Origin of the sequence: Haloarcula amylovorans, from assembly GCF_004681185.1 — an archaeon.
In the GTDB taxonomy this organism is placed as follows: domain Archaea; phylum Halobacteriota; class Halobacteria; order Halobacteriales; family Haloarculaceae; genus Haloarcula; species Haloarcula amylovorans.
Window position 1 is genome coordinate 147,843 of the sequence record NZ_SRIF01000002.1, and the last position, 20,202, is coordinate 168,044.

21 protein-coding genes and 1 tRNA gene are annotated in these 20,202 nt (G+C 64.1%); 4 read left to right on the forward strand and 18 right to left on the reverse strand.

Features of this window, described 5'->3' with window-relative positions; genetic code table 11:
- Nucleotides 1-161: 161 nt before the first annotated feature.
- The 13 genes from E4S61_RS08080 to E4S61_RS08140 all read right to left on the reverse strand — a co-directional run bounded on the left by E4S61_RS08080 (nucleotide 162) and on the right by E4S61_RS08140 (nucleotide 13,127).
- On the reverse strand, nucleotides 162-1,340 hold the full coding sequence (locus E4S61_RS08080) for an AGE family epimerase/isomerase (protein WP_135303434.1): 1,179 nt from the start codon (nucleotides 1,338-1,340) through the stop codon (nucleotides 162-164).
- An 81-nt stretch (nucleotides 1,341-1,421) separates the two neighbouring features.
- Nucleotides 1,422-1,760, reverse strand: a complete 339-nt coding sequence (gene mnhG / locus E4S61_RS08085; protein WP_135303435.1) for a monovalent cation/H(+) antiporter subunit G — start codon at nucleotides 1,758-1,760, stop codon at nucleotides 1,422-1,424.
- 109 nt (nucleotides 1,761-1,869) lie between these two features.
- Nucleotides 1,870-2,175, reverse strand: a complete 306-nt coding sequence (locus E4S61_RS08090; RefSeq protein ID WP_135304672.1) for a monovalent cation/H+ antiporter complex subunit F — start codon at nucleotides 2,173-2,175, stop codon at nucleotides 1,870-1,872.
- Nucleotides 2,165-2,863, reverse strand: coding sequence for a Na+/H+ antiporter subunit E (locus E4S61_RS08095; protein ID WP_245180643.1), 699 nt, complete (start codon nucleotides 2,861-2,863; stop codon nucleotides 2,165-2,167). The genes E4S61_RS08090 and E4S61_RS08095 overlap by 11 nt, the downstream gene beginning before the upstream one ends.
- Entirely contained in the window at nucleotides 2,860-4,479 is a 1,620-nt protein-coding gene (locus tag E4S61_RS26115; protein WP_135303437.1) for a proton-conducting transporter transmembrane domain-containing protein, read from the reverse strand. Before E4S61_RS26115 ends, E4S61_RS08095 begins: the two co-directional genes overlap by 4 nt.
- On the reverse strand, nucleotides 4,470-4,811 hold the full coding sequence (locus tag E4S61_RS08105; RefSeq protein WP_135303438.1) for a sodium:proton antiporter: 342 nt from the start codon (nucleotides 4,809-4,811) through the stop codon (nucleotides 4,470-4,472). The genes E4S61_RS26115 and E4S61_RS08105 overlap by 10 nt, the downstream gene beginning before the upstream one ends.
- A complete protein-coding gene (locus E4S61_RS08110) occupies nucleotides 4,808-5,272 on the reverse strand; it encodes an MnhB domain-containing protein (protein WP_135303439.1) in 465 nt (154 codons plus the stop codon). The genes E4S61_RS08105 and E4S61_RS08110 overlap by 4 nt, the downstream gene beginning before the upstream one ends.
- Nucleotides 5,269-7,620, reverse strand: coding sequence for a hydrogen gas-evolving membrane-bound hydrogenase subunit E (gene mbhE / locus E4S61_RS08115; protein WP_135303440.1), 2,352 nt, complete (start codon nucleotides 7,618-7,620; stop codon nucleotides 5,269-5,271). The genes E4S61_RS08110 and mbhE overlap by 4 nt, the downstream gene beginning before the upstream one ends.
- A gap of 30 nt (nucleotides 7,621-7,650) precedes the next feature.
- Nucleotides 7,651-8,094, reverse strand: coding sequence for a group I intron-associated PD-(D/E)XK endonuclease (locus tag E4S61_RS08120; RefSeq protein WP_135303441.1), 444 nt, complete (start codon nucleotides 8,092-8,094; stop codon nucleotides 7,651-7,653).
- A 131-nt stretch (nucleotides 8,095-8,225) separates the two neighbouring features.
- A tRNA-Pro gene (locus E4S61_RS08125) sits at nucleotides 8,226-8,296 on the reverse strand.
- 56 nt (nucleotides 8,297-8,352) lie between these two features.
- Complete coding sequence (locus E4S61_RS08130; RefSeq protein ID WP_135304673.1) at nucleotides 8,353-10,212, reverse strand: SLC13 family permease; 1,860 nt, start codon at nucleotides 10,210-10,212, stop codon at nucleotides 8,353-8,355.
- 75 nt (nucleotides 10,213-10,287) lie between these two features.
- The gene (locus E4S61_RS08135) at nucleotides 10,288-11,043 is read right to left on the reverse strand and encodes a prolipoprotein diacylglyceryl transferase (protein WP_135303442.1); all 756 of its coding nucleotides are present in this window, start codon (nucleotides 11,041-11,043) and stop codon (nucleotides 10,288-10,290) included.
- Nucleotides 11,044-11,081: 38 nt separating this feature from the next.
- Complete coding sequence (locus E4S61_RS08140; RefSeq protein WP_135303443.1) at nucleotides 11,082-13,127, reverse strand: DEAD/DEAH box helicase; 2,046 nt, start codon at nucleotides 13,125-13,127, stop codon at nucleotides 11,082-11,084.
- Nucleotides 13,128-13,301: 174 nt separating this feature from the next.
- On the opposite strand from E4S61_RS08140, the gene E4S61_RS08145 reads away from it, so the two are divergent.
- Entirely contained in the window at nucleotides 13,302-14,495 is a 1,194-nt protein-coding gene (locus tag E4S61_RS08145; protein WP_135303444.1) for a site-2 protease family protein, read from the forward strand.
- Nucleotides 14,496-14,509: 14 nt separating this feature from the next.
- Here E4S61_RS08145 and E4S61_RS08150 read toward each other — a convergent pair whose 3' ends face one another.
- Complete coding sequence (locus tag E4S61_RS08150) at nucleotides 14,510-14,857, reverse strand: carboxymuconolactone decarboxylase family protein (protein ID WP_135303445.1); 348 nt, start codon at nucleotides 14,855-14,857, stop codon at nucleotides 14,510-14,512.
- Between the two features lie 103 nt (nucleotides 14,858-14,960).
- Here E4S61_RS08150 and E4S61_RS08155 point away from each other — a divergent pair, with 103 nt between their 5' ends.
- The gene (locus tag E4S61_RS08155) at nucleotides 14,961-15,833 is read left to right on the forward strand and encodes a universal stress protein (protein WP_135303446.1); all 873 of its coding nucleotides are present in this window, start codon (nucleotides 14,961-14,963) and stop codon (nucleotides 15,831-15,833) included.
- Between the two features lie 365 nt (nucleotides 15,834-16,198).
- A complete protein-coding gene (locus tag E4S61_RS08160) occupies nucleotides 16,199-16,414 on the forward strand; it encodes a hypothetical protein (RefSeq protein ID WP_135303447.1) in 216 nt (71 codons plus the stop codon).
- A gap of 75 nt (nucleotides 16,415-16,489) precedes the next feature.
- Here the strand turns inward: E4S61_RS08160 and E4S61_RS08165 are convergent, their stop codons facing one another.
- Nucleotides 16,490-16,894, reverse strand: coding sequence for an SHOCT domain-containing protein (locus E4S61_RS08165; protein WP_135303448.1), 405 nt, complete (start codon nucleotides 16,892-16,894; stop codon nucleotides 16,490-16,492).
- A gap of 673 nt (nucleotides 16,895-17,567) precedes the next feature.
- A complete protein-coding gene (locus E4S61_RS08170) occupies nucleotides 17,568-17,921 on the reverse strand; it encodes a DoxX family protein (RefSeq protein WP_135303449.1) in 354 nt (117 codons plus the stop codon).
- 726 nt (nucleotides 17,922-18,647) lie between these two features.
- On the opposite strand from E4S61_RS08170, the gene E4S61_RS26120 reads away from it, so the two are divergent.
- Nucleotides 18,648-19,070, forward strand: a complete 423-nt coding sequence (locus E4S61_RS26120; protein WP_245180738.1) for an HNH endonuclease — start codon at nucleotides 18,648-18,650, stop codon at nucleotides 19,068-19,070.
- Between the two features lie 308 nt (nucleotides 19,071-19,378).
- On the opposite strand, the gene E4S61_RS08185 is transcribed toward E4S61_RS26120, so the two are convergent.
- Together E4S61_RS08185 and E4S61_RS08190 are read right to left on the reverse strand one after the other, a co-directional pair.
- A complete protein-coding gene (locus E4S61_RS08185) occupies nucleotides 19,379-19,660 on the reverse strand; it encodes a hypothetical protein (protein ID WP_135303451.1) in 282 nt (93 codons plus the stop codon).
- A 63-nt stretch (nucleotides 19,661-19,723) separates the two neighbouring features.
- Nucleotides 19,724-20,002, reverse strand: coding sequence for an ArsR/SmtB family transcription factor (locus E4S61_RS08190; RefSeq protein WP_135303452.1), 279 nt, complete (start codon nucleotides 20,000-20,002; stop codon nucleotides 19,724-19,726).
- Between the last annotated feature and the right edge of the window lie 200 nt (nucleotides 20,003-20,202).

The following is a 20,202-nucleotide window of genomic DNA, read 5'->3' on the forward strand; positions in this document are numbered from 1 at the left end:
GGTGCAAAGCACCGCGAGTGCTTGCTTTTTTCGCCCACGTTTTTCGAGGCGTGGTGGCCGCAGGCCACCCAACGAAGAAAAAGGTGGCTACGGGAGGTTCGCAAAGGTGAGTGAAAGTGGTCGACGGCGGTGGGTTGGCTCACTCGAACTGCCGACGACGGTCACTCACCGAGGCTACGAAGACTCTCGTAACAGGCCCCGATGGGGTGATAGCCCGGTTCGACCTCCGGGCCGTCGCCGGTCGGGTACACTTCGTTGTCGGCGCTGACGCGTTCGTACCAGTTGCCCGCTGGCGCGACCATGGTATCGAGAGCGTATGTCCAGAACCGGTCGTACCACTCCCGATACGTCACTTCGCCGGTGCGTTCGGCGAGCGCGGCGGCGGCCCCGATGGCCTCGGCGACTTCCCAACTGTACTTGTCGTCGACGACCGGGTCGCCGTCCTCGTCCAGCGAGTAGTAGAAGCCACCGCGGTCGTCGTCCCAGCCGTCCAGCGCCGTCTCGAACAGTTCGGTGGCGCGCTCGCGTGGCCACGCAGCGTCGTGGTGGCGATCCAAGACTGAGAGGAGCTTCGCCCACTCGACGTGGTGGCCGGGCTGGTACCCCCACGGCCGGAACTGGTGGGCCGGGTCGTCGCGGTTGTACGCGAAATCCTGCGTCCAGTCGGCATCGTAGTGCTCCCAGACACGGCCGTCGGTTTCTGCCGCTAGGTCGACACACAGCGACTCGGCGATGGTCGCCGCGCGGTCGAGGTAGCGGTCCTCGTCGGTGACCTCGTAGGCGACCAGCGACGCCTCGCAGGCGTGCATGTTGACGTTCTGCCCGCGGTAGGGTTCGGCCTCGGTCCAGCCGGCGTCGTAGGCGCTCCGATACAGCCCGTGGTCGGGTTCGTAGAAGCGGTCGTCCATGAGCGACCAGACTTCATCGAGGTACTCCGCGGCGTTCGAGACCCCCGCCTCGGCTGCGCGAGCGTACGCGAGGACGACGAACGCGTGGCCGTAGCAGACCCGCCGGGAGTCGACGGGAGTGGTGCCCTCTAGGAGCCAGTGATACCCACCGCGCTCGGTGTCGCGGAACTCCTCGTGGAGGAACTCGACGCCGCGCTCTGCGGCCTCGAACCACCGCTCGTCACCGAACAACTCGCTTGCCAGCGCGAAGTTTCGCGTGAAGCGCGCTGTCGCCACGAGGTGCTTGCCGTCGGGGTCGTACACCTCGCCGGTCTCGTAGTCCAGTTGCGCGACGAAGCCACCGTGTTCGTCGTCAATGCAAGCGGGATAGTAGAAGTCGAGGATAGCCTGAATGCGCTCGCGGAGCCACTCGGCGTCGGCGTAGTCGGTCATGGGTCGGCTAGTCACGGGGAGTCGGCAAGAGCGTTCCGCCGGACGGGGCGTCGGCGGGATGCCAGTCCACGTTCGCTCCCGTCATTCCTCGTCGTCTTCGGTCGGCCAGGTGACGCTCCCGAGGAACGGGACACCGATGCGCTGGGCCGAGCGCGCGATCATGTGCGCGCCGGTCGGCACCGTCAGGAAGAGGAAGACGATACCGATGAGCGACGGGAGGCCGGCACCGCCCGGACCGAAGTGGACGAACCCGGCGAGGAATATCGACGCCGTTCCGAGCGTCGTCGGTTTGCTCGTGGCGTGCATTCGGTTGTAAACGTTCGGCAGCCGGATGAGACCGACGGTGCCGACCAGCAGGAAGAAACAGCCGACGGCTATCAGCCCGACGACGACCCACTGCTGGAGGAGCGCGAGGGTCACCACTGGCGGTCACCCCCCGTCGGCGGCGTCGAGTTCGTGCTGGAGTTCGTGCGGTCGAGCGGGCGCGAACGCGCCGCAAGCGGTGCCGTCGAGGAGAGACGTTGCCGTGTCATTGTTGCTCCTCCCGTCGTTCGATGATGTCGCCCTCGGTGACGAACTTCGCCACGGTAATGGTCGAGAGGAAGCCGATGATGGCCAGCACGAGGCTGACGGTGACGAACAGGCCGCGGTCGGTCTTCAGCGCGAACAGCACCGCGAGCGCCACGACGTTCGTGGCGATAGCGTCGAGCGCCACCACCCGGTCGGGGACGGTCGGTCCCTTGACGACCCGGTAGCTGCAGAGGATACAGAGGGCGCTGACGAGGACGATGCCGACGTCCGCCGCCGTCGTCACGACGGACCCTTCAGCGACCATCGTCGGTCCCCCCTTCATCGTCGGTATCCTCGACTGACCCGTCGTCCTCGGGCAGGTCGTCGTCGACGCGTATCTGGTCCCCACCCAGCAGTCCGCCGGGCATCATCGGCGCGCGCTGTGGTTCGGGCGGCCCGTCATCGGGCGTGTTCTGTATCGGCGGGGCCGGATCCTCCGGGGAGCGCTCCTCGTCGAAGATGGTGAGGGCGTACCGCTCCCAGGCCCGTATCGGTTCGACGACCGATTTGAGGTCGCTTCCTTGAATGGAGTGGACGTACAGCGCATTCTGCTCGGGGTCGTGGTCCAGCGTGACGGTCCCGGGCGTGATAGTGATGCTGTTGGCGATAGTCGTGATTCCCAGGTCTGTCTCGACGCGGAGGGGGACTAGAATCACCTCCGGTTCCAGCGGCATCCCCGGCAGCAGCACCCGACGAGCGACGTCAACGTTCGCGACGACGACCTCTCGGGCGAAGACGGCGAGGAAGCCCGCCACGGCCGGGAGCGTCGAGACCGTTCGGCGGAGTTCGAACGTGTCGTCGTACAGCCGTCGGAAGACGAACGCCACCGGAAATCCGACGGCGAGGCCGAAGAGGAACTGGCCGAGGAAGGCCGTCGCGGTGAACTTCGGCCCGCGAACGAACACCCAGAGGGCCCCGAAGACGACGCCCGCGACCGGCCAGCGGCGGGTCACGAGCCGCCACCTCCACGGGGAGCGACTGCGTCGACGTATGCGCCGCGGTCGAGCGCCGCCTCCGCGGCGGCCCCGGCGAACTGATAGACCGGGTCGAAACCGACGCCGACAGCGACGACGACCAGCGCCAGCGCCGCCAGTATCGAGAGTTGGCCGCGGTCGAGGGTCGCGGTCGCGACCGCCTCCGTCTGCTCGCCCCAGAAGCCCCTGACCCATGCGCGGGAGGCGTACAGGAGCGTGAACAGCGCGCCTGCGAGTAGTGTGACGATGGCGACGGCGGGGACGAGCCCGGGTGCCGCAGCGTACCGCGTGGCCGCGGCCTCGAAGACGAGGAACTTGCCGAAGAACCCGGTCAGCGGCGGCACGCCGATGATGGAGACGCAGCCGACCAAGAAGATTACACCCAGCGCGGGCGAGAACGCGGCCAGCCCGCCGAGTTGCGAGAGCTTCGTCGTCCCGGCCGCCCCGCGAATCGCCGCCGTCGAGAGGAACAGCAGCGACTTCGTCAGCGCGTGGTGGAGCGCGTAGACGAGCGCGGCGGCGAGCGCGAGCCGACGGAACGAGGCCGACTGCGTCGCCGCGGCGAACGACACCGGCAGGACGATGAATCCGACCTGCCCGACGCTGGAGTACGCGAAGACGCCGTCGAGACGGCTCTGGCCGACCGCGCCGAGACCGCCGACGACGATGCTCGCCGCGCCCATCACGAACAGGACCGGGGCGAGGAAGGCCAGCGGCGACTGGCCGCTTATCGGGCCGAACTCCGTCGGCAGCGACGCCCCGGCGAAGACGACGAAGTAGAGCCGGACGATGGCGTAGACGCCGACCTTCTTCGTCACGCCGGCCAGCATGGCCGCGATGGGAAGCGGGGCCGACCGGTAGGCCGCCGGGACCCAGAACTGGAAGGGGACCAGCCCGGCCTTGAGCGCGAACGTCGCAAACAGCAGCGCCGAGAGCCCGATGACCGGCGTCACGTCGATGCCGTAGACCGCCGGAGCGGCCAGTCGCCGCGCCATGTCGGCCATGTTGAGCGTCCCCGTCGTGGCGTAGAGCCCGCCGATGGCGAGCAACATGACGGCGCTCCCGATGACGTTCAGGACGAGGTAGCGAAACGCGGCGGCGGTGTGGGGCGCGTCGCCGTAGAAAGCGACGAAGACGTAGCTGGCCATCAGCATCACCTCGAACCAGACGAAGAGGTTGAACAGGTCGCCGGTGAGGAAGGCCCCGGTGACGCCCAGCAGGAGACAGTGAAAGAGCGGGTGATAGAACACTTGCTGGTTCTGCCGGTCGATGAACCGCACCGAGAACGCGACGGCCGACAGCGTCACCACGGCGGCGATGACGAGCATGTAGACCGCGAGCGCGTCGGCGACGAGCGTGATTCCGAAGGGGGCCGGCCAGCCACCGATCTGGTAGACCAGCGGCGTCGGCTCGGCTGGCGACAGCACGACCCGCCACGTCAGGAGGCCGACAGCGGCGGCGTAGACCGCCCCGCCGAGGACGCTCACCACTCGCTGGGCCGCCCGAGCGCTCCGCAGCCCCAGCACGGCGAGCACGGTACAGAGCGCGACGAGCATCGGGGCGACGACGATATGCGGGGCCACGGTTACTGCCACCTCTGGACGTCGACGGTCTCGTTCTCCTGGTAGGCGCGATACGACAGGACCAGCGCCAGCGCGGTCGTCCCGAAGCTGATGACGATGGCAGTCAACACCAGCGCCTGAACTACCGGGTCGGCGGTCTCGGGGACCTCGCCGCCGTGCGTCGAGAGTATCGGCACCTGCTCGAAACTCCCCTCAGCGACGCCGCCCATCGAGATCAGATAGACGTTCGCCGCCTGCGAGAGGACGGCGACGCCCCAGACGACCCGCACCAGGTCCCGGCGGAGCAGGAGGAACGTCCCCAGCGCGAACAGCCCGCCGACGACGGTGGCGAGCGCGAGACTCATTCCGCACCCACCACCGAGACGATGGTCAGCAGGCCGCCGACGACGACGCCGTAGATGCCGAGGTCGAACAGGAGCGCGCTCGCCAGTTCGACCTCGTGGTAGATTGGCACGTCGTGGAAGATGACGAACGACTGCGAGAGGAACGGTTCGCCGAACACCAGTCCTGCGACGCCGCTGGCCACGGCCAGTCCCAACCCGAGGGAGAACAGCCGTCGGTAAGCGGTGACGATGCGGCGCTCGAAGATCCCCCCGCCCGGCTCGACCTCTCGGTCGAGGACCTCCATCTCCACGTAGTCCAGCCCGTAGGCGACGTAGACGAGGACGAGCGCCGCCGTCGTCAGGACGCCGCCGATGAACCCGCCACCCGGTAGCTTGTGGCCCTGCAGAAGCAACAGGATGGCGATGACGAGGACGATGGGGACGACGACCCTGATAGTCGTCCTAGTGATGGTCGTCGTCACTCCGTCTCACCCCGGTTGCGCATCGTCAGCAGTACCATCACCGCGATGGCGGCGATGGCGATGACGAAGCTCTCGCCGAGCGTGTCGAACCCTCGGTAGTCGACGAGGATGACGTTGACGACGTTCGTTCCGCCAGCCTGGGGGACCGCCTGGGAGACGTAGTACTCCGCGGTGGCCGTCGGGGCCTCGTTCGCACCGCGGCCAGCGACCAGCACCGAGACGAACGCCGCCGCGCCGACCGCGAGCGATATCGCCGCGTCGGTGACGGCCACTCTGGCGTCTAAGTCGCTGTAGAACGCCGGAATTCGGTCGAGCACGAGGAGGAATATCAGCAGGACGAGCGTCTCGACGATGAGCTGGGTCAGCGCCAGGTCCGGCGCGCTGGCGAGGACGTAGAAGATAGCTATCATGAACCCCAGAATCGACAGCGTGAGCACGCCGGCGACGTGTGACGGAGCCGTCAGTATCGCGCCGGCGGCCACGAGCGCCACCGCGAGGACGAGCGCCACCGCGAGGGGGACACCGAGTCCCAGCGTCGGCCGGACGGCGACGTCGGCGGCGACGAACCCGACGAGCGAGAGCGTACTGGCCGACCCGAGCGCCCAGAGGACGTAGGTCCGTAGCGCCCCGCCGTGGACGACAGCGTCGAGGCGAATACTAGTTGTCGTGGCCCCGTCGACCAGTCGGTCGTACCACCGATTGGGCCACAGCGGCGTCCCGGAACTGATGACGCGGTCGACGACCGTCTGAAGCCGGTCGCGCACCGGGAACGCGGCGAATCCGAGCGCGAACGTCGTCAGGGACATCGCGGCCGGGCCGGAGAGGTGAGTCGGAATGGCGACGTGGACCTCGTGGACCTCGGTTGCCGTCGCGTCGGCGGCCGCCTGAACGGCGACATCGATGGCCGCCTGCGGGACCAACCCGATAGCCGCCGCGACCAGCGCCAGCGCCCCCGCTGGCGCGAGCAGCCCGAGCGACGGCCGGCCCGCGACCTCTAGCTCCGAGGGTCGGTCCCCGACGAAGATCCAGAGGAATCGCAGCGAGTAGACGACGGTGAGCGCGCTCGCGAGGACGGCGACAGCGGGGTAGACCCACGCGAGCCCGCCGCCGTCGACTGCCGTCTCGTAGGCCGCCTTGAACAGCAGTTCCTTCGAGTAGAAACCGTTGAACGGCGGGAGACCGGCCATCGAAAGCGTTCCGACGACGGTTATCGCCGCCGTCACCGGTAGCTCCCGCCAGAGCCCACCGAGGCGATTGAGGTCGCGAGTGCCTGCCTCGTGGACGACGATACCGGCGACCAGGAACAGCGCCGCCTTGAACAGCCCGTGGTTCAGGAGGTGGAAACTCCCTGCCTGCGGGCCGTAGTACGAACCGAAGCCGAAGGCGGCGACCAGCAGACCGAGGTGGCTCGCCGTCGAGTACGCTAAGAGTTCTTTGCTGTCGCTCGCGACGACCGCCAGCGTCGCGCCGACGAGCATCGTCGCCAGTCCCAGCGTCGCGAACAGCGCCGTCCACTCCGCACCGAGGAACAGCGGCCGGACGCGGCCGACGAAGTAGACGCCGACCTTCACCATCGTCGCCGAGTGGAGGAACGCAGAGACCGGCGTCGGCGCGACCATCGCGTTGGGCAGCCAGAAGTGAAGCGGCACCTGCGCGGACTTCGCACCGGCCGCGATAGCCAGCAGACCCAACACCGGGAGAAAGAGGCCCGACTCGCGCAGTGCCGCCCGGACCGCCTCGCCGTTTTCGAATATCGCCGCGAGGTCGAAGGTGGTACCACCAAGCGGGCCGCCGGCGACCACCGCGAGCAACAGCAGACCGACGAGCAGACAGAGTCCGCTGCCGACGGTGACGACCATCGCCATCCGGGCGGCGTAGCGCGAGTCGTCGGCCGTCGTCTCGTGGCCGATGAGCAGGAACGAACAGACGCTCGTCAGTTCCCAACAGAGGAAGAGAACGACCATATCCGCGGCGAACGCGACACCGAGTATCGACCCCATGAACGCGAGCAGGACGCCGTAGTACCGCCCGAGATTCTCCCCGTCGTGCATGTACGTCGCCGAGTACGCGAACACAGCGACGCCGACGCCGCTTGCCAGCAATGCGAACAGCAGCGCCCACCCGTCGACGGTGAAGCGGACGGCGACGCCGAGTGACGGAATCCACGGAACGGCGACGGTTCCCGTCGAGCCGAGTTGCGTGCTCACGAGCGCGAACGAGGTTGCGGCGACGAGCGCGCCGACGTACCCGGTTCGGTCACCGAGCGCGCGGTAGAGCAGCGGCGCTGTCAGCGCGGCGAGAAACGGGAGTGCCACGGCAGCGGCTACGACAGAAAAATCAGGAGCCATCGAGTGCATCCACGTACTGCCAGCGGACACTTAGTCCCTGTTGCTGGTTGCCCCAGAGACTTCGAGCGGCCAGCGTCCCTCGAACCGGTACTCGTCGGCCCAATTGATACTGGCTTGGGATTGTTTCGGCGCTTCGACGCGGAGTTGCATCCGCGAGTCGAATTCGTGTTCGCCGACGACGTGAAGTGACTCCAGGTCGGGCGTGTAGACGACGAAGTAGTCCACGTCATCCTCGTATTTCTGGTAGGTGTTCCCCTGCGAGTTCGTATGCTGTGTCTTGCCGTGGAAGTTTATCTTTCCCTCGTTCAACCACCCCGTCTTTATCTGTACCCGAAGTAGGTTTGCGTCCGGTGTCTCAACGATGGCATCATACCGTTGGTTGTCACCGAACGGTATCGAAACCGGAATCCCGCGCTTCTTCAACTCCGCGACGACGATGGCTTCGGTCGCGTCGCCTCTTTCGTGGGTTTGCATAGCGCTTTCGTCGGAGTATGGCCTCGTGTTTTCGTATAAACGTACGTCGCCGCACAGCTCAGGGAGACTCCGAGGAATCGATTTCGGAGAAACGGCGAATGCTCGCCGTCCGCTGAAATTCCGCGTAGAAGTGGGACCACCCGGATTCGAACCGGGGTCACGAGCACCCAAGGCTCGGAGTATACCACTAACCCATGGTCCCGCGTATACTACTCCCTGCGTCACCGAGTAAAGCGTTTCGTTGGGCGACGCGCCGTGTCACTGTGGCGCGAGGCCCCAGAAGTAGGCGATGCCGAGCGTCGTTACGACAGCGAAGACGGCCTGTAGCGGCGCTCCGACCTTCAGGTAGTCGGTGAAGCGGTAGCCGCCGGGACCGTAGACCAGCAAGTTGGTCTGGTAGCCGACGGGGGTCATGAAGGCCGTCGAGGCAGCGAAGGTCACGGCGAGGACGAACGCGAAGGCGTTGGCCTCCAGTTGCTGGGCGGCCTCGACGGCGACGGGGATCATCAACACGACCGAGGCGTTGTTCGAGATGACGTTGGTCAGCAGCGCAGTGACGACGTACATCAGTCCCAGCACGACGATGGCGGGCAGGCCGGGGGCGGCCACGACGAACGCCTCGGCGAGTAAGTCCGCGCCGCCCGTCTCCTGGAGCGCGATTCCCAGCGGGATGACCCCGGCGAGCAGGAAGATGACGTCCCACTGGACGGCGTCGTACAGTTCCGGTGGGCGGAGACAGCCGGTGAGGATCATCGCCACCGCGCCGGCCAGCGCCGAGACGACGATGTGGATGGGCGTCAGCGCGGCGACGGCGACGACGGCGGCGACGATGCCGACGGCGACGGGAATCTTCGACCGGCGGTAGTCAGGGCGTTCGACCTCCTGTGCGACGATGAAGTCGTTATTGATGTTGAGGCGGTCGATGCTGTCGGCCGTCGCCTGAACGAGTAAGGTGTCACCGACTTTCAGGCCCACGCGGTCCATCCGCTGGCGGAACAGTTCGCGGCCACGGCGCAGGGCGAGCACCGTCGCGTCGTAGCGCTGTCGGAAGTTCGCGGAGGTCAACGTCTCGCCGACGAGCGACGACCCCGGCGAGACCACGATTTCGACGAGGTTCTGTTGTTCGCTCGCGCGTTCGAGTTCCGCGTCGTCGACCTCCATCTCGGGGATGAGGTCGAGCCCCTCGGCGTCGAGTAAGTCCACGAGCGTGTCCCGGTCAGTTCGGAGCGCGAAGACGTCGCCCGCCTGAATCGTCTTCGGGTCGAGCGGTTCGAGAAAGGTCCGATTGCCGCGGATGAGTTGGATGACGTCCACGTCGAAGTCCGTCTCCGCCAGCGCCTCGCGGACCGTCTGACCGACGATGGGGGAGTCCTCGCGAACGACGACTTCGGTGAGGTACTCGCCCATCTCGAACTCGTCGGTGAGGTCCTCGCGGGCCGGGATGCGCCCGGGGACGAGCCATCGGCCGACCGTCAGCAGATAGACCGTGCCGACGATGGTGACGACGATTCCCAACTGGGTGAACTCGAACATCGAGAAGGGGTGGCCGAGTAAGTCCGCCGACAGTTGCGAGGCGAGGATGTTCGTCGAGGTGCCGATGAGCGTGAGCATGCCGCCGAACATCGAGGCATAGGAGAGTGGCAAGAGCAGTTTCGACGGTGATATCTTTCCGCTATGGGCGATGTCGGTCACCATCGGCAGCAGGATGGCGACGGCGGCGGTGTTGTTGATGAAGCCCGATATCGGGCCGACGAGGCCGACGGTGGCTCCGAGTTGCTTCGTCTCGTTGTCACCGGTCAACGAGGCGAGTTTCGAGCCGAGTATCTGGACGATGCCCGTTCGCTGGACGCCGTCGGAGAGGATGAACATCGCCAAGACGGTGATCGTCGCCGTCGAAGCGAAGCCCGAGAGCCCCTGCGTCAGTGGCGAGACGCCGTCGCCGGGCTGGTGGAGGATGTAGATCGGCTCGGCCAGCAGGCCGGCCTGGACGAGCGACTCGGTGGCCGGTTCGACGAGCATCAGCGCGACCATCACGCCGATCGCAGTCACGTCGACTGGGAGGGCCTCGGTGGCGAAGAGGGCGAGCGCGACGAGTATCAGCGCGAACACGAACGCCATCCCTGGCGTGACGGGTGGCAGCGACACGTCGGGGAGTCGGCTGGCGGTAGCAAAAGCGTGGGGATTTCGCCGAGGTCACTCCTCGCCAGTCTCGGCGTCGATATCGGCCAGTAATGCCTCGTAGCTCCGGGCGAAGGCCGCCGTCTCCCGAAGCGAGTTCGCGGCGACCTGAAACACGGGGACGGCGAGTCGACCGTCCCACCCGCTGACGACGACGACGGCCTCGTGGTCGGTCTCGTCGGTCCACTCGCCGGCGAGGTCCCGGACCAGCACCTCGCCGAAGTAACTCCCGAGTTCCCGTGTGACGCTCGTGAAGGCTCGGTCGTCGAACGTCGCTTCGCTGCCGAACGTCGCGTCTTCGAACCGGTCGCCGTCCCACTCCGCCTCGACGAGGTCGTCCAGCCGGGCGAGCGAGTCAGGCGTGAAATCGAGGTCGCGTTCGCCCCAGAACTCCGCGAAGTCGGTTGCCGTCTCGGCGTACTCGGTCCGGAGGTCGTCGTCCGCATCGGACGCGGGGGACGGCGTCTCGGCGACAGCGGGCGAGTCCGCGGACGGCGATTCGTCCGACGGCGATCCCCCCGTGTCGTCCATCGGTGATTCGTCAGCCGGGTCCCCCATCGGTGGTTCAGTTACCGCGTCCTCGGCCTCACCGATCAGTTCCGAGTCAGCTGCGGGTTCCTCACCCGTTCGGCCGTCCGGGTCCGAATCCGCTGTTGGTTCTGCCGCTGTACGGCCGTCCGGTTCCGAGTCGGTGGCGTCGCTCGACTCGTCGTCTGCCGACTCTGACCCGTCGCCGCCGACCGCGCGGCGGACCTTATCGAACAACCCCATACCGGGCGAAGACGGGCGGCCTACAAGAAGGTGTGGCCCTACTGCTCCTCGCGCAGTTCCATCTCGGCGACGATGTCGTAGGGGTCGAGTCCCTTCCGGATGCCGTCGAGCAACTGGAAGGACTCGTCGGGCGCGAGGAAGTGGCGGGTGACGGCTCGACCGAGCGGCGTCGGCGAGAGACCGTCGATGAAGTCGTACTCCAGCAGTTTGCCCAGCGCGTGTTTCGTCGGGAGTTCGCCGATCATCCGGTCGTTGAGACGCTTGGCCTGGTTGCCGGCGACGGTGACGTTCGCCAGCGTCTCCTCGACGGCCGCGCCCTCGTCGTAGCGCGTGATGACGGGTTCCATCTCGCCTTTGAGGAGCTTGAACGCCACCTCGTCTTCGGTCATCTCCATGGTGTTGTGATACGAGCAGTCGGGCTCGACGAGGAGGTACACCGTCCCCTTGTCGTGGTAGTCCGGTCGACCGGCACGGCCGAGCATCTGACTGAACTCCTGGACAGTGAGCCACTCGATCCCCATCGCCAGCGAGTCGAAGATGACCTGCGAGGCGGGGAAGTCCACCCCGGCCGCCAGCGCCGCCGTCGTGACGACGGCCGCCAGTTCCTGGTCGGCGAACTGCTGTTCGACACGTTGTCGTTTGCGGTTGTCCAGCCCGGCGTGATAGGGCGCGGAGTCGTAGTTGAGTTTGCGCGAGATCTGGTGACAGCGCCGCCGAGAGTTGGTGAAGATGATGGTCTGGCCGCGGTACCCCTTGCTCGATTTCGTGTCGAAGGCGCGCTTGACGAGTTTGTTCTCGGTGTCGATCTTCTCGCGGCCGTCCGCGAACGTGACGTGGCGCTCGATAGGCACCGGCCGCTCCTCGAACTCGACTAAGTTCGCCCGAAGCTTCTCGGCCAGTTGACTCGGATTGCCGACCGTCGCCGAGAGGTAGATCCACTGCGTGTCGTCGCCGTCGGGCGCGCCACCGGTCTCACAATAGTATTTCAGCCGGGAGATGAGGCCGTCGAGTCGGTGACCTCGCTCGTCCTCGCCGAGCGTGTGGACCTCGTCGATGACGACGGTGCCGATTGTCCCAAGGTCCTTGCCGGTCCGCAAGGCGTGGTCGATCCCCTCGTAGGTGCCGACGATGACGTCGGCGTCGGGGTCGAAGCGGCCGCCCTCGTCGGCGATACGACTCGCGCCGACCCGCAGCGAGACGTCGACCATATCGCCGTAGCGCTCTTTGAACGACTCGTACTTCTGGTTGGCCAGCGCCACCAGCGGCACCAAAAACAGCATCGTTCCCTTGCCGTTGAGGACGCGGTCCAGTCCGGCCATCTCACCGATGAGCGTCTTCCCGGTCGCCGTCGCGGAGACGACCAGTTGGTCCGCGCCGTCGGTCGCGCCGTGTTCGACGGCGAGGCTCTGGACCGGCAACAGCGTCTCGAACCGGGATTCGAGGTGTTGCTGGATGCCGGGATGCAGCCCCAGCGAATCGACGGCGACAGGCTCTACGTCCTCCGTGGTCGCCGAGATCTCGTCGAACTTCGTCAAGTCGGGGTCCAGTTGGCCCGACAGTAGGTTCGTGATGCGTTCTAAGTCCTGCACCTCCAGCAGGAGGTCTTCGAGGCGTTCGCGGGCGTCGCCCGTGATGTCACCCTGGAAGGCGAGTTCGCGGTCCAGTTCCTCGCGGGCACACGACGGACAGATGGTCTCTCCGTCGGCCTCGATGGCTGTCTCGCTCGTGATCGGCGAGTACCGCCCCGCGTTCGAACAGAACCGACAGGTCCGGACGACCTTCGCGTCGAGCTGGTAGCCGTCGAGCATCTCGCGGATGCGGTCGCGGGCGCGCGGCGAAGTCTGCTCGGAGATGCGAATGCGGGCCGCTCGGCGGGCGAGTTCGACGAACTGGTCGGGCGAGCGGAGGTCCTCGCTGGTTCCGTCCTTGATACGGAGCCGTCGGGGTCGCGGTCCCGCGTCGGTCTCCTTCAGTTCGAGGACGCCGTGAAAGAGTCGCCCGCCGTCGCGGTTAGCGACCACCCGAACGTCCTCGCCGTGTTCGTGGAGGAACAACGTATCCACCTGTGCGGCCTGCTGAGACACGAGCGTATGTACGGGACGGGGCCTACTTCAGTCACTCGACATAGAAAGTCGTGTTTCGGCCGGTGTGAACGAGGGAATTTCTGGCTCTACATCCCCCTCTCCCCGATAACAGCGGAACTCTCAAAAACTGCTAGCTCACAGCGCGTTTAAGTCGCGTCGCCGACAACATATCGTATGCGTCGGTTCCGCATCGGGAGCGCCTTCGGCATCCCTATTCAGCTCGATTTGACCTTTCTGTTAGTTCTGCCGCTGTTCGCGTGGATCATCGGCACCCAAATCGACGAGACGACCAAGCTATTGAACAACACGCTAGGGGCGGGGCTGGACCCCGCTGTACTGACCGACGGGAACCTCGTCTGGGTGCTTGGCGTCCTCGCTGCCGTCGGCCTCTTTACCGGTGTCGTCCTCCACGAACTCGGTCACTCGCTGGTGGCGCTTCGGTACGGCTACCCCATCGACTCGATTACGCTGTGGCTCTTCGGCGGCATCGCACAGTTGACCGAGATGCCCGAAGACTGGAAGCAGGAACTGGCCATCGCCATCGCCGGTCCCATCGTCAGCGTCGTTCTCGGCGTCCTCTCCTACGTTGCGTTCGTGGTGCTCCCCGGTGCCCAATCGACGGCGATCGAAAGCGCGCGCTTCGTCTTCGCCTATCTGGCGCTGATGAACGTCGCGCTGGCGATATTCAACATGCTTCCGGGGTTCCCGATGGACGGCGGGCGCGTCCTGCGGGCGCTGCTCGCTCGCACTCGCTCGTACGCTCGCGCGACCCAGATCGCCGCCGAGGTCGGGAAGGTGTTCGCCGTCCTGCTCGGACTGTTCGGACTATTCGTCGTCGGCAACATCTTCCTGGCCGGACTGGCCTTCTTTATCTACATCGGCGCCGCGGGCGAGTCCCGTCAGACGATGATGCGGGCCGCCTTCGAGGGTGTCACCGTCAGAGACGTAATGACTCCCGCCGACCACGTCACCGCGGTCACGCCCCGACAGTCGGTTACCGAACTCATCCAGACGATGTTCGAGGAGCGCCACACCGGCTACCCCGTCGAGAAGGACGGCGAAATCGTCGGTCTCGTGACGCTCGAAGACGCCCGCGCGGTCCGGGAAGTCGAACGCGACGCCTACACCGTCGGCGACGTGATGACGACCGGCCTGGTCACGACCAGCCCCGAGACAGACGTGATGGACGCGCTGAGCGAACTCCAGAGCAACTCCGTTGGCCGGCTCATCGTCACCGACGAGGCGGGCGAGTTCCTCGGCTTGCTCACCCGCACGGACATCATGACCGCTCTCTCCATCATCAAATCCAGCAACGCGTACGGCACAGCCGGCGAATCCGACTCACAGACGCCGCGGCTGGAGTCCTGAACGAGCGCCGACTGTCACTCGCTCTCCCGTTCGGCTTCGAGGGCCAGTAGCGTCTCGTAGGCCGCGACGGCGTAGGTCATCGCCGGGCCGCCGCCCATCACGACGGCCACTTTCAGCGTGTCGATTATCTCGTCGTGGCTCGCTCCCGCTTCGAGTGCCGCGTCCGTGTGCCAAAGGATGCAGTGGTCACAGCGCGTCACGACGCCGACGGCCAGCGACAGCAGTTCCTTGGTCTTGTGGTCGAGTGCCGCCGTCGCCTCGGCCGATTCGACGAACTCGGTGAACTGTGCTAGCTCCGGTGCTTCGTCTATCAATTCGCCGAGAGACTGCTTGAACGAACTGAGCTCGCTCGTTTTTGTCATGCGTCTGAATTGTAGAGCGGGGGCCGCAAACTGTGCAGGCCAGCGACGGATCGGGGGCGCGAGGTACTAAGACATCATCGACACAACAGCAAGACGAGCAACCATGTTCGACCAGCTCGCAGTTCCGACAGACGGGAGCGAAGTCGCCGACGCCGCCGTCTCGGCGGCAATCGCGCTCGCCGATAGCTTCGGCGCTCGATTGCATGTCATCCACGTCCTAGAGATGGGCGAACTTCCGCCGGGGTTCGAGGACGAGGACGCAGACGAGTTCGCACAGGTCGGCTCGGAGGCGACCACGGCAGCCGCCGAACGAGCGGCCGAGGCCGGTGTCGAGGCCACCACGTCGGTCATCGTCGGCGGCGCGCCGATACATCAAGGCATCCTCGACTACGTCGAGACTCACGACATCGACTGCCTCGTGATGGGTACGTACGGACGAACGGGACTGGACCGCTTCGTTCTCGGCAGCGTCACTGAGCGAACGCTCCGCGAGTCACCGGTCCCGGTCTTGACCGTCCACGAGGAATCCACCGTCACGTCCCCCTTCGAGCGAATCCTGGTCCCGACCGACGGGAGCGACGGCGCACGCATCGCCAGTGACCGTGCCATCGACCTCGCGCTGGCGACGGACGCGGCGCTCCACGTGGTTCACGTCGTCGACCCGTACCTGCTCGACACCCAAGTCGACCCCAGTCAGCTGCTCGACGCGCTCGAAGACGTCGGCGAGCAAGCGGTCGAAGAGGTCGAGACCCGCGCTACCGAGGCAGGCGTCTCCACCGTCAAAACCGAACTCTTGACCGGAAACCCCCATCGTGCCATCGTGGACTACGCCGACGAACACGACGTCGACTGTATCGTGATGGGGACGCACGGCCGCACTGGCCTGGAGCGATATATTCTCGGGAGCGTCACTGAACGCGTCGTCCGCTTGGCGGACGTACCGGTTCTCTCTATGAAACAGTCGCCAGCGGAATGACTCTCTCGCCAACCGAGAGAGGTATAGGTATATAAAATCTTTCGTTTACAGAGCAGAATAGAACTGCCGATATACTAGTCATTCCCCATATCTGTTCTTTAGACAGGCAATAAAAGTAGATGGTAACGGTGCGGTAAGTGAGTGTACTAACTCAGAACTTATTCGGTTTCCTGATTTTGCCGTTTTCAGCGTCTTTAGACTATATATCCTGGTTGTAAAATATCCGAAACCGAAACAGTTGCAGGCGAACGTTAAAAACTGACGTGAATAATATCGGCTTTATATGACGATTCGAGTGCATGGATTCAGTACACGAATCAACTATGTCCATCGCACGCTCACCGCTTTCAAGTATAGGTTCTGATATGAACACCGTTCGGGCCCTCGGCGTCGTTACTGCCGACGTGTGTACGACGCTAATTCGGGGGATCGCCTTCTGGACGACCATCCCCCTTCCGATCCTCATCGCGAGTACGCTCGTCACCGGGTTCGTCGCGTCCTCACCGCGCTCGGTCGTCGCGCTCGTCGTGCTAAATGTCGTCTGTGCCGTTGTCGGTCGGAACCATTCGCCCGCGATCTGAGGACCGCCTTCAACCGTTTAGTTCAGTGCGTTCACCACTACCAGACGACTATATCGAGCTGTCTCGAAATCGAGGTCATTCCCGCTCCGAGAGCAGCGTCTGCTCCCTGTCTTCGAGGTCCTCGAGCGTTTCGGTTTCCAGCAGCGTCTCCAGTTTTCGCTCGAACTGCTCGTCGGTCAGTTCACCGCGAGCGTACCGATCCCGAAGCGTCGAAAGCGCATCGTCGTCGGCCTCGGCGTCGCGCTCGTGTGTGGAGTCTACCGATTCGTCCCGCTGAGCGTCCCACCAGTCGGTCACCTCGTCACGGTCGCCAAAGAGGAGGGAAGTGAGCGGAACGAGTACGATGTACCCGAACAGCATGAACGCCAACCACCAGTCCTGCCCGGTAAAGAGGGCGGCCAGCCAGATGCCAGTGATGAGCGTCGAGACTATCTCGGTCGCGTTCTCAGACGCCCGGTAAAGCGGTCCAGCGGTAGTCAATACCGGAGATGAGCGTAGCCGATACAATAAAATGAGGTGTCTCAGCGGAGAGCGAACTGGCGTATCGAGTGGTCGAGCGGTGGCGCGTTTCGACGTCGAAACGGTTGCCCCAACCTTGGAGCATTCCACCGCTAGAAGTGAGCGGATAACAGCGAAGCGTCCCTGAGACGGAACGAAACGGGCCGTGGCTGGCAGGCGAGAAGCACACCCGCCGAGCGGCCACTTGCACGCCACTTCTCGGATACTTCGCCGCTCGAGCAAGAGATATTCCAGATGAGAGAGACGTCCCAAGGTTAGACAAACCGACGGACGGTGCCAGCCTTGGACGCCCGTTCGAAAGGAACTGTCGCGAATGCGTCTGTTCGCCCGTGGGTGTGTATTTCGAAAGTATATTCAGAATCGCCGGTTTTCGGTTCCCTGAGGGTTGCTTCTCGGAGTATCCGCGAATAGCACGTTTCGAATGTGTGTCCTTACGCCGCTAAGAAGCAAGCCGACTAAGCGTGATTGTGGCGATACCGCTCCCTCTAGCGGGGCAAATCTCCAAGGTTGGACGCTGGTACGTCAGCGGCCCCGAGAAACGGTGTGACAGACCGGTACTTTCGACCAGCCAGCTCTCTGACGGCGTGCCCGATGGTACCGAAAATAGCGCGTAACGGGGCACTCGTACCACTTATCAGTCTCCATCGGTGTACCAGTACGCCCACAGCATTAGTACGCCCTGTAGTGGCAATCGTGCCCAGCGAACGAACGCGGAGGGGTCGCGCCCACCAGGCATTCCCGCAACGACGACCCCACTAGTCGCCATGTAGACGTTCGCCGGGAAGATTGCGGCGAGTAATACGACCGTCGCCCACGCTGCGTACTGTCGAGTCTGTGGGAGTAGTATCCCGATTCCGACGCCAACCTCGGCGAGCCCAGACAAATAGACCAACGCGAGCGGTGCTGGGAACACTGGCGGCACGATCTGGACGTACAATCCCGGGACGACGAAGTGTAAGACCCCCGCAACGACGTACAGTGGTCCCATCACATACAGGAGCGGCCGTTTGAGTTGAGCGAGGCTCGCACACATCTGCTATCCCCTAATCCCACGACGGTGAACCAATTTGGGTTCGCGACGGCTGTACCGGAGCTTCAACGAGAGAGACGGTGAGAGTGTCAGAACGCCCCCCTGAGATACCGACGGAATCGGTCTACAGATTCGTAACGAGGTGATTTTACAGTGCGCCCGCAACGGGTGCGGGCGCACGTAGTGCCCGTGTTCGAATATGGCACAAAGACGACCACGACAAATAGCGGCTGTACAGCCTAAAGAACAGGTGTGTGAACGGATTACACCCGAAACGAGGGGGTTGTAATGGGCGACCATACCTGTCCGGAGTGTGGGCGTGCATTTAAATCGGAACGGGGCCTCGGTGTCCATCATGCACATTCTCATGAAGGAGTACTTCCAAACAGGACATGTGCACACTGCAAAGCCGATTTTCACTGTGACTACCAGAAAAAATACTGCTCGGGGGAGTGCCTTTCGGAAGCCGTCTCCTTCGCAGGCGCGAATAACCCGAATTACAGCGGAGCAAAAGAGCGGACGATGTGCCGAATCTGTGCTGCCAGCTTCGAATACTATCCATCGGAAAAGCGTGGCCTGTACTGTCCCACCTGTGTCGAAACCAAACAGTGGCAGACAACGCCGAAGACAACTGGGCAGGACAATCCACTCTGGTGCGGCGGAAAACAGACGATGGCATGTGAGATGTGCGAAACTCCGATAGAGCGCTGGCCCAGCCAATTTACCGATGTAGCGTTCTGTGGTGAGAGTTGTCGAAGCAAGTGGCTCGCTGAAACGTTCGTTGGACCTGCCCATCCAAACTGGAAAGGTACTGAAAAACTAGCCTATGGGCCGGGATGGAATCAAATTCGTCGGCGGGCAGTCGAACGTGATGACTACCGCTGTCGCCTCTGTGGGACAGGACGTGCCGAACTCGGACAGAACCCAGACGTCCACCACATTATCCCAGTGCGCTGGTTTGCCGATTCAGACGACCATACACGAATAGACGCTCATACGCTCGATAACGTGATCTCGCTGTGTCGAGCCTGCCACCGGCGAGCAGAAGATGGTGACATCTCGGAGGGGACGCTTCGGTCACTTATCCAGAGTGAGAGCGACACATAGTCGTCCTCTGCCACAATATTTATCCAGATTGTTTTTCTTAAAATTAAGTCCGGGCGCGGGAATCGAACCCGCCTCTTAGCCACCACAAGGCTAAAGGATGCCACTACCCCAGCCCGGACACGCCTGCTGAGGCGTTTTCAGCTACTCCGCTGGCACAGAAATACGTTACGAATCTGGGGTTCACAGCGGAGAGACAACGCGTCACACACCCGTCTCGATAGCGAAATCATCCCGCATAGCGGCGGTAGACTGCGGATATCGACGAGAGCGAGAAGGGCAAAAGCAGACTAGCCGCGCCGAGACGAGCGTTACTTCCACGTGAAGTACGTCAGCACGGAGATGCCAAACGTTTCGAGTATCTGCAGGAGCATCATCACCTGAACGGCCAGCGTCGGCATCGCCGGCGCGTTGAAGTAGAAATACAGCGCGACGAGGTTCTCGGCCAGCAGGAAGGTGGCGAACACGATGGAGCCGAGCGTCATCGGGGCGCGAATCTCTCGATACGTTCGCAGCCAGATACCGATCAGCCCCGCCAGCAACAGGACGTTGATCGCCGCAGCGACGCGGGCCGCGTCGAGTACGAGGCTCATCGTGCGTTCTCCAGTCTCCTGCCCGCCGACTGTCGCCACCGGCGGCATCTCGTGGGTCTCATATCAGTCATCCACCTGTGTGAGTATATCTTCGACCGTCTCCCAGTGGTTTCGTGTTCGTTCGCTCGGGAGATACACGGTTCCGTAGTTCGCCTCGCTACTCGTGATGACACCATTCTCTTCGAGCACGTCGAGGTGATACCGGGCCGTGTTGTACGCCAGGTCGAGGTCATCGGCTAGCTTGTTGGCGTTTCTGGGCCGCTCGTCCAGCGCACGCAAGACGCGGGCGCGGTTCGGTCCCCCACGCGTACCGGCAAGAGTCTGCCAGAGGACCGTGTCCATGCTTCTGTATAGTTACTCTCAGCAGGCAAGAACCCACCGACGGACCGGGCAGGCCGGTGCCCGACCCGCAGGTCCCGGCCGGCCCCGCCCACCGGGCCGGAGACGGAGTTGTTCATGTTTCATACCTCCGAGAATACAGGCTAAAACCCTTTCGGGGGGTTCGGCCGAAAGCCCCGTAAATCGTTCTTAGAGAGAGTTTA

Excerpts from the sequence above, each read along its gene's own strand:
- E4S61_RS08170 (WP_135303449.1), bottom strand. The coding sequence starts at position 17,921 with ATGGGACCACTGTACGTCGTTGCGGGGGTCTTACACTTCGTCGTCCCG.
- mbhE (WP_135303440.1), bottom strand. The coding sequence starts at position 7,620 with ATGGCTCCTGATTTTTCTGTCGTAGCCGCTGCCGTGGCACTCCCGTTT.
- E4S61_RS08090 (WP_135304672.1), bottom strand. The coding sequence starts at position 2,175 with ATGGTCGCTGAAGGGTCCGTCGTGACGACGGCGGCGGACGTCGGCATC.
- E4S61_RS08145 (WP_135303444.1), top strand. The coding sequence starts at position 13,302 with ATGCGTCGGTTCCGCATCGGGAGCGCCTTCGGCATCCCTATTCAGCTC.
- E4S61_RS08120 (WP_135303441.1), bottom strand. The coding sequence starts at position 8,094 with ATGCAAACCCACGAAAGAGGCGACGCGACCGAAGCCATCGTCGTCGCG.
- E4S61_RS08155 (WP_135303446.1), top strand. The coding sequence starts at position 14,961 with ATGTTCGACCAGCTCGCAGTTCCGACAGACGGGAGCGAAGTCGCCGAC.
- E4S61_RS08160 (WP_135303447.1), top strand. The coding sequence starts at position 16,199 with ATGAACACCGTTCGGGCCCTCGGCGTCGTTACTGCCGACGTGTGTACG.
- E4S61_RS08080 (WP_135303434.1), bottom strand. The coding sequence starts at position 1,340 with ATGACCGACTACGCCGACGCCGAGTGGCTCCGCGAGCGCATTCAGGCT.
- E4S61_RS26120 (WP_245180738.1), top strand. The coding sequence starts at position 18,648 with ATGTGCGAAACTCCGATAGAGCGCTGGCCCAGCCAATTTACCGATGTA.
- E4S61_RS08135 (WP_135303442.1), bottom strand. The coding sequence starts at position 11,043 with ATGGGGTTGTTCGATAAGGTCCGCCGCGCGGTCGGCGGCGACGGGTCA.
- E4S61_RS08185 (WP_135303451.1), bottom strand. The coding sequence starts at position 19,660 with ATGAGCCTCGTACTCGACGCGGCCCGCGTCGCTGCGGCGATCAACGTC.
- E4S61_RS08105 (WP_135303438.1), bottom strand. The coding sequence starts at position 4,811 with ATGAGTCTCGCGCTCGCCACCGTCGTCGGCGGGCTGTTCGCGCTGGGG.
- E4S61_RS08150 (WP_135303445.1), bottom strand. The coding sequence starts at position 14,857 with ATGACAAAAACGAGCGAGCTCAGTTCGTTCAAGCAGTCTCTCGGCGAA.
- E4S61_RS08190 (WP_135303452.1), bottom strand. The coding sequence starts at position 20,002 with ATGGACACGGTCCTCTGGCAGACTCTTGCCGGTACGCGTGGGGGACCG.
- E4S61_RS08130 (WP_135304673.1), bottom strand. The coding sequence starts at position 10,212 with ATGGCGTTCGTGTTCGCGCTGATACTCGTCGCGCTCGCCCTCTTCGCC.